The 8,904-nt window shown below is 66.2% G+C and carries 10 protein-coding genes and 1 pseudogene; 3 read left to right on the forward strand and 8 right to left on the reverse strand.

The window, feature by feature from the left end:
* Positions 1-238: 238 nt before the first annotated feature.
* The gene (locus F3J14_RS12830) at positions 239-907 is read right to left on the reverse strand and encodes a lysoplasmalogenase (RefSeq protein WP_166723304.1); all 669 of its coding nucleotides are present in this window, start codon (positions 905-907) and stop codon (positions 239-241) included.
* Positions 908-1,281: 374 nt separating this feature from the next.
* On the opposite strand from F3J14_RS12830, the gene speB reads away from it, so the two are divergent.
* On the forward strand, positions 1,282-2,250 hold the full coding sequence (gene speB / locus F3J14_RS12835; RefSeq protein WP_166723305.1) for an agmatinase: 969 nt from the start codon (positions 1,282-1,284) through the stop codon (positions 2,248-2,250).
* Positions 2,251-2,305: 55 nt separating this feature from the next.
* On the opposite strand, the gene F3J14_RS12840 is transcribed toward speB, so the two are convergent.
* The 3 genes from F3J14_RS12840 to F3J14_RS12850 form a co-directional block, all read right to left on the reverse strand.
* Positions 2,306-2,515, reverse strand: a complete 210-nt coding sequence (locus F3J14_RS12840) for a hypothetical protein (protein WP_006753082.1) — start codon at positions 2,513-2,515, stop codon at positions 2,306-2,308.
* Positions 2,516-2,800: 285 nt separating this feature from the next.
* Positions 2,801-3,004, reverse strand: a complete 204-nt coding sequence (locus F3J14_RS12845; protein WP_006485974.1) for a cold-shock protein — start codon at positions 3,002-3,004, stop codon at positions 2,801-2,803.
* Positions 3,005-3,333: 329 nt separating this feature from the next.
* Entirely contained in the window at positions 3,334-3,924 is a 591-nt protein-coding gene (locus F3J14_RS12850; protein WP_166723306.1) for a flavodoxin family protein, read from the reverse strand.
* Positions 3,925-4,042: 118 nt separating this feature from the next.
* On the opposite strand from F3J14_RS12850, the gene F3J14_RS12855 reads away from it, so the two are divergent.
* A complete protein-coding gene (locus F3J14_RS12855; protein WP_166723307.1) occupies positions 4,043-4,948 on the forward strand; it encodes a LysR family transcriptional regulator in 906 nt (301 codons plus the stop codon).
* 132 nt (positions 4,949-5,080) lie between these two features.
* On the opposite strand, the gene F3J14_RS12860 is transcribed toward F3J14_RS12855, so the two are convergent.
* The 4 genes from F3J14_RS12860 to F3J14_RS12875 form a co-directional block, all read right to left on the reverse strand.
* A complete protein-coding gene (locus tag F3J14_RS12860) occupies positions 5,081-6,061 on the reverse strand; it encodes a sulfonate ABC transporter substrate-binding protein (protein WP_166723308.1) in 981 nt (326 codons plus the stop codon).
* Positions 6,062-6,185: 124 nt separating this feature from the next.
* Positions 6,186-7,031, reverse strand: coding sequence for a MerR family transcriptional regulator (locus tag F3J14_RS12865; RefSeq protein WP_166723309.1), 846 nt, complete (start codon positions 7,029-7,031; stop codon positions 6,186-6,188).
* A 9-nt stretch (positions 7,032-7,040) separates the two neighbouring features.
* On the reverse strand, positions 7,041-7,601 hold the full coding sequence (locus tag F3J14_RS12870; RefSeq protein WP_166723310.1) for a GNAT family N-acetyltransferase: 561 nt from the start codon (positions 7,599-7,601) through the stop codon (positions 7,041-7,043).
* A 101-nt stretch (positions 7,602-7,702) separates the two neighbouring features.
* Complete coding sequence (locus F3J14_RS12875) at positions 7,703-8,617, reverse strand: LysR family transcriptional regulator (protein ID WP_166723311.1); 915 nt, start codon at positions 8,615-8,617, stop codon at positions 7,703-7,705.
* Between the two features lie 125 nt (positions 8,618-8,742).
* On the opposite strand from F3J14_RS12875, the pseudogene F3J14_RS36185 reads away from it, so the two are divergent.
* A pseudogene (locus tag F3J14_RS36185) lies at positions 8,743-8,904 on the forward strand (quinone oxidoreductase); the annotation flags it as partial.

Below are 8,904 nucleotides of genomic sequence, written 5' to 3' on the forward strand. Positions count from 1 at the left end.
CTCCGATTTGGCTCATTTTTTAATGTTACATTGGTTGATGTAACGATAGTGGGTGAGCCCGGAAACCGCAAGCGGCTAGAAGCGGCGCTCTAACGGCAGGAAGCCAGACGGGAGAAGGCTGAGCGGGGTTTGGAACGGACTGCGTTCCGCATTGCGGGAGACGCGGAAAGGGCCGTCGGCAGGGCGGGACCGGCGCTGAGCGACATCGCCGGTGCGCGATGGTCTGTTTGAAACAGTATCAGGGACGGATCGAGCGGGCAGCCGTCTCATGGAAAACCCCGGCCACGATCAGGACCTGCGCGAGCGCGTAGAGGCCCCAGATCAGGTAGTCGATGCCGGGAAAGCCGCCGAGGAACCGGCCGACGCCGATCAGCGTATCGGAGCCGACGAAGATCAGGCTGCCGATGGCGACCAGCGCGCTGCGCGTGCGGGCGGCGAGCGCGTAGCTCGCCATCACGCACAGCACGAGCATGTAGACGGCGACCGGCGCCATCAGCTCGCCGAGGTGCGGGAAGAACGCCACGTAGAACGCCGGCGCGGCGATCCACAGCGCGACGAGCGCGACGATGCGCCAGCCGTGCGGCCGCGCGCGCCACCGGAAGAAGAGCGCGCAATAACACATGTGCGTGAGCAGGAACGCGCCGAGGCCGAACACGAACGACAGCGGCCCGGGCAGTGCAAGCAGCACGTCGCCGAGCACGGCGGTCGCGAGCGCCGCGCACAGCCACGCGCGTTCGCGCGGCGCGCCGCAGGTGCTGCCGGCCGCGAGCAGCAGGAGGCCCATCGCGGCTTTCGCGGCGGCTTGGCCCGGATAGGGCGCGGCGCCGAGCGACAGCCCGTACAGCAGCGCGGCGGCGATGGCGAGCGGCCAGAGCCGGCGATAGGCGGCGGGAAGCGTGTCGATCAAGGCGAGTGTCTCCGGTTTGTGGTTGTTTGTGGCGGACGGCGCGCCGTCGCGGGCGCGGCTGCCGGCCATTATCCGGAAGAACGGGGGCGCAAGAACCGGCGAATCCTTCTAGGAAACGGTAGCGATGGGAGGCATTGGGCGGCGATGCCGCCGCCGGATTTTTCCGCGCGTTGCCCCGGCTGAACCGGGGCAACGCCTTCAATTCGGCTTGCTATGATCGCCGCGGTATTGCCGTTGTCGATGTCGTTGTCCCGTCCGGCCGCGCGACAGGATGCGCAAGCCGGTGCGTGCCCGATGAATCCATGCCGTGTCCGGCCCGCGCGCCCATGCCAGGCGAAACGGACCGGCCGGCCGCCACGACTACAGGTCCGACCATGACCGAGCTTCTCCACGGCGACGGTGCGATCCGTCGCACGACGCCGTACGGCTCCTCGATCGAAAATACTTATGCGGGCGTGCTGTCGTTCATGCGCCGCAACTATTCGCGTGCGCTCGACGGTGTCGATGTCGCGATTTCCGGGGTGCCGCTCGATCTCGCGACGACCTATCGCGCCGGCGCAAGGCTCGGGCCGGCCGCGATCCGCGCGGCGAGCGTGCAACTCGCGGAGCTCAATCCGTATCCGTGGGGTTTCGATCCGTTCGACGATCTCGCGGCCGTCGACTATGGCGACTGCTGGTTCGACGCGCACAATCCGCTGTCGATCAAGCCGGCGATCGTCGAGCATGCGCGCACGATCCTGCGCTCGGGCGTGAAGATGCTGACGCTCGGCGGCGACCACTACATCACGTATCCGCTGCTGGTCGCGCACGCGGAGCGCTACGGCAAGCCGCTGTCGCTGATTCATTTCGACGCGCACTGCGATACGTGGGCCGATGACGAACCGGACAGCCTCAATCACGGCACGATGTTCTACAGGGCCGTGAAGGAAGGGCTGATCGATCCCGCGACGTCGGTGCAGGTCGGTATCCGTACGTGGAACGACGACTTTCTCGGGATCGAGCGGCTCGATGCCGCATGGGTGCACGACCACGGCTCGCGCGCGGCGGTCGAGCGGATCGTCGATATCGTCGGTGCGCGGCCCGCGTACCTGACGTTCGACATCGATTGCCTCGATCCGGCGTTCGCGCCCGGTACGGGCACGCCGGTCGCGGGCGGGTTGTCGTCAGCGCAGGCGCTCGCGATCGTGCGCGGGCTCGGTGCGGTGAACCTGATCGGGGCGGATGTCGTGGAGGTGGCGCCCGCCTACGATCACGCGGACATCACCGCGATCGCGGCCGCGCATGTCGCGTGCGATCTGCTGTGTCTGTGGCGACAGAAGAAGGTGGCGGGTGCGTTGAAGTAAAGCGGGCCGGCGCAGGCTGCCGGCGCGTCGCTGGAACGATGGCCGGTCGTTGGCTTTAGCCGCGCGTGTCGATCCAGTTGCGTGCCCAGCGGCTGGAATGCTGCAGCGCTTGCTCTTCGCTCACGAAGTAATCGAGCGAATAGAACTGGTAGCGGCCTTCGGCGCGTTCGAGCAGCAGGTTGGATGAAAAACTACCGTCGGGCAAACGATGTGCCGAGGGTTGAACGGCATAGCCGTTGTACTGTTGAATTCGTTGGTTTTGCATTTGCGTTTTAATTTTAATAATGTTCGAGTGCGCGCGTGCCGTGCGAAATGTGCACGGATGCGCCGATTCAAAGCCATTGCGAGCTGAATCTGAAGCAGTCGAAAAGCGGAAAAGGGGCCTTGCAGCCAGAGGGGAGAATGAAGTGCAACGAGGCGTGTGGCGCTCGGCAAGCTGCTGGTCAATCAGATGCAGCTAAGAGCAGTCGCGCCAACTTTGGGAGTCGAAGCTCCGCGAGGATGTCGCTGCAACCCGGCGTCCGTTACGGGAGGCCGGGTCCTTCAAACCTTACAGCGGCTTGATGTTGGCCGCTTGCAGACCCTTCGGGCCTTGCTTCGTTTCGAAGCTCACCTTCTGGTTTTCAGCCAGCGTCTTGAAACCGTCGGCGCGAATTTCCGAGAAATGCGCGAACAGGTCGTCGCCGCCGTTGTCCGGGGTGATGAAGCCAAAGCCTTTGCTGTCGTTGAACCACTTGACGATACCGGTATCCATGAAGAATCCTTGATGAAAAAAATAGAAAGATTTGCTCTACGAGAGAGCGTTTGAAGCGTCAAGGAGGGAGAGGACAACGAATATCGCTGGGTAGCGACAATTGATGAACAGCAATCGAACTTCTTGAACTTCTGGCGACACACTACGCGCCGCCAGTGCGGCCGTCAATCGTTATGTTGTAACTGTTTCATTGGACGGTCCGGTTGGCGGACGCAACGATGCGACCCCGAATGGCTGCGCGCCCGATCCGGCGTGGCGCGCAGGTACCGCCATCATACCGCGGCACAGCTCGAAGGCATGCAGGCCGGCTTGCCCCGCACCCCCGGATTTCAGCCGATTCGAGCGCGTCCTGCCCGAAACTGTCCGGCGATCGTTGCGACGCGTGCGCCATACCGGCGTGCCGTCTCGAGATCCCCTGACGACATCTCGTCGGGCGACGCGTCGGCCGGCGTCTGCGCCATCGGCGCGATATAGGAGCCCATGCGATTCAGGTCGTCACGCATCGAGGCTTTCACGTTCGCCGGCTTGATGTCCATGCTCGCCCAGATCCCGCCGTGCTGGCCGGCGAGCAGAACGAAGTATTCGAGCGTATTGAGCTTGTCGCCGTTAATGCTCGCGCTGTTGGTAAAGCCGCCAAAAATCTTGTCGCGCCACCCGGCGTCGAACCAGACCTTAGACGATGCATCGGCGAATTTCTTGAACTGCCAGCTGGGGCCGCCCATATAGGTCGGCGAGCCGAACAGGATCGCATCGGCGCTCGCAAGCGTGTCCCACGCGTGCGCTGGAATATTTCCGTCCGCGTCGATTGCGACGAGTTCGGCGCCGGCACCCTCGGCGACTGCCGCTGCCATACGTTCGGTATGCCCGTAGCCGGAGTGGTAGACAACGACCGCTTTAACCGAAGAAGTGTGTTGCGTCATGATGGCTCCCTTTCGTTCAGGTTGTCGTCGGGCGACGACATGGGAAAGCACTCTACTGAGTCGCAACCGGGTTATAAATGATGACCGATTGAACGTGCTGTTACTTCCAGGGTGAACAATGCAAAACCTCGACGCGCTCTTGATCTTTGCCCGTGTCGCCGAAATGACGAGCTTCACGCGGGCGGCCGAAAGCCTGGGCATCCAGAAAGGACGTGTGTCGATGGTAATCCGCAAGCTCGAGCGCGACGTGGGGGTTGCGCTCCTGCATCGGACCACAAGGAGCGTGCAGTTGACAGAGGACGGCCGCGCCTTCTATTCCCGCGCCCGGGACCTGCTGGCCGAAGTGCAGGAATTGCAATCGATGTTCTCGGGCAACGGCACACGCCTGCGCGGAAGGTTGCGCGTCGACATGCCGACCGAGCTGGCACGCAGCGTCGTGGTTCCGGCACTGCCGCAACTGATGGCCGCGCATCCCGAGCTCGAACTGGAACTGTCGAGCACCGATCGGCGCGTCGATCTCGTGCAGGAAGGGTTCGATTGCGTGATCCGGCTGGGTCCGATTACCGACGACACGTTGATTGCCCGCCCGCTGGGCAAGCTGCGCATGACGAATGCGGCGAGCCCGGCCTATCTGGCACGGCACGGCATACCGCGCACGCTCGACGATCTGCGCAGCCAGGGGCACCGGATGGTCCACTACACGCTGACGCTCGGCGCCCGGCATCCCGGATGGGAATATCCGAATGGCGACGGCTATGCGTCGCTGCCGTTGCCCAGCGCGATGCAGGTCAACAGCGTCCAGACCTATCACGCGGCCGGGCTTGCCGGCATCGGGTTGATCCAGGCGGGATATTCGGCGCTCGCGCATCACATTGAAAGCGGCGCGCTGGTCGAGGTTCTGCCCGACCTGCGTCCCGAGCCGCTCGCGGCGTCGCTCGTGGTGGCCCATCGGCGCAATCTGTCGCCGCGCGTGCGGGCCTTCATGGACTGGATCGAGGGCGTCTTGGCGCCCTATCTTGATTAGACGCGAGGGTAGCGGCGGCAGCGGTCGGGGCAGGGAACCCGTGGCAGGTCCTCCCGCGTTTCCCGCAAATTCGAGAAGACAGAAAAGGCCGACGGGCAGGGTGTCCGTCGGCCTCGTTCGAGTGCGTTGGCGTTACTTCGCCGCGAGCGCACTCGCCACGTTCGTGTCGATCCACGCATTCTCCGCGACGCTCAGCTTTTGCGGAATCAACTTCGCCGTATAGAACGCATCGGCAACCCGCTGCTGCGCCGCGACAATCCGGTCGTCGAGCGGCACCGCGCCGAACGGCACGCGCTTGATCCACGTCTCGACGAGCGGTTGCGGCAGGCCGACCTTCGGCGCGAGCAGCGCGGCCGTGTCGGCCGGATGCCCGTTGACCCACTGGCCCGTTTCGCGCGCCTGTTTCAGGATCGCGCCGACCACGTCCGGATGCTGCTGCGCGAAGTCGCGCGTCGCTTCATAGAAGTTGTTGGTCGCCGCGAGCCCCGTATAGTCGGACAGCGTGCGCACCTTCAGCGCATTCTGCGCGGCCGCATAGTACGGATCCCATACGACCCACGCGTCGACGTTGCCGCTCTCGAACGCCGCGCGCGCGTCGGCCGGCGGGAGATACACGGGGTGGATTTCGTCATAGCGCACGCCGGCCTTCTTCAGCGCTTCGAGCAGCAGGTAGTTCGCGCTCGAGCCTTTCTGCAGCGCGACCTTCTTGCCGCGCAGCTCGGCGACCGAACGGATCGGCGAATCGGCCTTCACCAACACGGCTTCGTTGTGCGGGGCCGGCGGCTCCGCGCCGACATAGACGAACCGCACGCCGGCCGCCTGCGCGAACACCGGCGGCGGCGCGCCCGTATAGCCGAAGTCGATGCTGTTCGCGTTCAGCGCTTCGAGCAGTTGCGGGCCGGCGGGGAATTCAAACCACTGCACGCCATAGCCGAGCGGCTTGAGCCGCGCTTCGAGCGAGCCTTGTGCCTTGATGATCGACAGCAGGCCGGCCTTCTGGTAGCCGATGCGCACGACCTTGTCGGCGCCGCCCTGCGCAAAGGTCGACGTGGCGGAGAGCGCAACGAGCGCGACGGCGGCGGTGCGGGTGATCCAGCGGGTGAAACGAATCATCGAACGAACTCCATGCGAAACGTCTTCTGGCGAGCGGCCGGTGCCGCCCGGTTGGAAGAATCGTCGCATGGGCGATCGCGCCCGCAAACGAAGCATTGCCGATATGAATATGACGGCGACGGCCCTATGCTTTGTCGCCGTCGCCTTGCGGATCGGTATCGGTCGCGCCGGATTGCCGCGCCGCCTCGTCGCTGAGCTTCTTGTCGAGGATCGTCGCGACGCGCCCGCCGAGATAGGCGCTTGCCGCGTTCTCGAGCGCACGGTTCGTCTCGCCTTCGACGAACACGGCCGCGAGCGGGCGCAGGCGCCAGATCGCATCGACGAGCGCAGGCACGTCGGTCACCGGCGGCAGCGTGCCTTCGTCGTAGCGGTCGAGCCGCTTCACGACGAGATCGACGAGCAGCCGCGCGATTGCGTCGAAGTGCGGCCGCGCGAGGCTGATCACGTCGAGCAGTTCGCGCGGCGGGATGCCTTCCTTCGTCATCGCGGCCGCTGCCTCGAGCAGCGCGGGGCTTTTCGCGACGAACGACAGGCCGTGCCGTTCGAGCAGCCCGAGTTCGGTCACGCGCGACAGTTGCGACGCCGTCTGCGGGCCGAACATCTGCGCGAGGGCGGCAAGCGAATAGGTTTTCGGCAGTTCGTGCGACCAGCGGCCCCCGATCGCGTTTTCCAGGCCGAGGATCGAGCGCAGGTCGTGACCTTCGTCGATCGCCTTGATCAGATCCTGGATGTTCGACAGCGTGTAGCCGCGTGCGAGCAGATGGTTGATCAGCTTCAGGCGGGCGACGTGCGTGTCGTCGTAGATGCCGACGCGCCCGCGCTTCTCGGGCGGCGCGAGCAGCCCGCGATCCTGATACGCACGAACGTTGCGCACGGTCGTGTCGGACACGCGCGCGAGTTCGTCGACCGTGTACTCGTTGCGGGAATTCGCGGCGGCCTCGTCCGGCATGGTGGGAGTCTGTTTTGACATGCGGCCATTCTAGCGCGACGCGACAGGCTCGGGCGAGGCGGGGAGCGTGCGTGCGCCGTCGCCGAGCGCGCGCTGCATCAGCGTGGTATCGATCCAGCGGCCGTGCTTGAAACCGACCGCCTTCAGCACGCCCGCCGGCTCGAAACCGAATGCGCGGTGCAGCGACGTCGAGCCGCCGGTGCCGCCGTCGGCGATCACAGCGATCATCTGCCGCCACGGGCCGGTCTCGCACCGTGCGATCAGCGCCGCGAGCAGCGCGCGGCCGATGCCGCGGCCGCGCTGTGCGTCGTCGATGTAGATCGAGTCCTCGATCGTGTGGCGGTATGCGCTGCGCGTGCGATACGGCGTCGCATACGCGTAGCCGGCGATGCGGCCGTCGCATTCCGCGACGAGATAGGGCAACCCGTGACGCAGCACCGCGTCGCGGCGCGCGCGCAGTTCGTCGACGTCGGGCGGCGTCTCCTCGAACGACGCGACGCTGTGGCGCACGTGGTGCGCATAGATCGCGTGAATGGCGGCGAGATCGGACTCGGTCGCGTCGCGGACGACGCAGGCGGCAGCAGCGGGCATGATGGCGGAGCAGGCGGACGAAACCGTTACTATGCCGGCCGCCGGGCGGTGCGGTAAAGGCATCGGCAGCGTCGCGCGCTTGCCATGCCGGGCGTACCGGTCTACAGGTGGCCTTCCGCATCGCGCACCGCGTCGGCGATCGCGTCCGCGACGCGCTGCACGCGCGGCGAGCGCCGCACGTCCGGGTGGACGACGAGCCAGATCTCGCGCTCGACATCGCAACGAGGCGCCGACGTCAGTTCGACGAGCGCCGCGGTGGCCGGCAGCGACGGATCGGCCGAGGCCGGCGTGCCCGCGCTCGCGTCCGTTACCGGTGCGTCGACGAGAAAGCGCGGCAGCAACGCGATTCCCGCGCCGGCCACGCACGCACGATGCAGCGCGGCCAGATCGTTGGCGACGAACGCGAAGCGGCGGCCGGCCGCGAAGCGTTCGAGCCACTGCTGTTGCGGCATCTGCGCGAGTGCGTCGTCGTAGCCGAGGAATGCCCAGGTGTCGGACGGCTCGGCGGCCCGCTCGGGCGACGCGCACAGCGCGAAGCGCATCGTGCCGAGCCGGCGCGCGGCCAGCCCCGGCTCGCTCGGTCGCGACAGGCGCACCGCGAGGTCGGCTTCGCGTGCGTACAGGTTGGCCGCGTGCATCTCGCCCATCAGGTCGATCCGCAGCGCGGGCCACGCGCGTTGCGCGCGGGCGAGTCGCGGCGCGAGAAAGTGGCTCGCAAATACCGGCGACGCCGACACGCGCACGACGCCGTCGAGCGCCGCCGCGCCCTGCGCGGCGCGCGCGAACGCATGCACGTCGGCCTCGACGCGGGCCGCGTGCTCGGCGAGATGCAGCCCTTCGTCGGTCGGCGGCCAGCCGCGCGGCAGCCGGTCGAACAGCCGGATGCCGAGCGCGGATTCCAGCGCGTCGATGCGCCGAGCGACCGTCGAATGCTGGACCTGCAGTGCCCTCGCGGCGGCCGACAGGCTGCCGCCGCGCATCACCGCGAGGAAATAGCGGAGGTCGTCCCAGCTCATTGGCAGCGGAGAGGCTGGCGTCGGATCGGTCGAATTTTGCACAGTAGATGAGCGCGTAACGGGAATTTCGCTCGATTATGCACGATGGGATGATCGTGTCACTTCATTCGATTGCGAGGAACGTCATGACCCAAGTTGTCACCGCCGCCCGGATCGGGATCGACCGCTACGGCGACGCCGGCGTGCTGCGCCGCGTCGATGCGCCCGTCGGGCCGCCCGGCGACGGCGAGGTGCGGATTTGCCAGACCGCCGTCGGCGTGAATTTCGTCGACATCTATTTCAGGACC

Origin of the sequence: Burkholderia sp. Tr-862, assembly GCF_011753085.1 — a bacterium.
Taxonomy (GTDB): Bacteria; Pseudomonadota; Gammaproteobacteria; order Burkholderiales; family Burkholderiaceae; genus Burkholderia; species Burkholderia ambifaria.

Coding starts and splice junctions, on each gene's coding strand:
- F3J14_RS12855 (WP_166723307.1), top strand. CDS start 4,043: ATGCAAAACCTCGACGCGCTCTTGATCTTTGCCCGTGTCGCCGAAATG.
- F3J14_RS12870 (WP_166723310.1), bottom strand. CDS start 7,601: ATGCCCGCTGCTGCCGCCTGCGTCGTCCGCGACGCGACCGAGTCCGAT.
- speB (WP_166723305.1), top strand. CDS start 1,282: ATGACCGAGCTTCTCCACGGCGACGGTGCGATCCGTCGCACGACGCCG.
- F3J14_RS12865 (WP_166723309.1), bottom strand. CDS start 7,031: ATGTCAAAACAGACTCCCACCATGCCGGACGAGGCCGCCGCGAATTCC.
- F3J14_RS12840 (WP_006753082.1), bottom strand. CDS start 2,515: ATGCAAAACCAACGAATTCAACAGTACAACGGCTATGCCGTTCAACCC.
- F3J14_RS12860 (WP_166723308.1), bottom strand. CDS start 6,061: ATGATTCGTTTCACCCGCTGGATCACCCGCACCGCCGCCGTCGCGCTC.
- F3J14_RS12875 (WP_166723311.1), bottom strand. CDS start 8,617: ATGAGCTGGGACGACCTCCGCTATTTCCTCGCGGTGATGCGCGGCGGC.
- F3J14_RS12850 (WP_166723306.1), bottom strand. CDS start 3,924: ATGACGCAACACACTTCTTCGGTTAAAGCGGTCGTTGTCTACCACTCC.
- F3J14_RS12845 (WP_006485974.1), bottom strand. CDS start 3,004: ATGGATACCGGTATCGTCAAGTGGTTCAACGACAGCAAAGGCTTTGGC.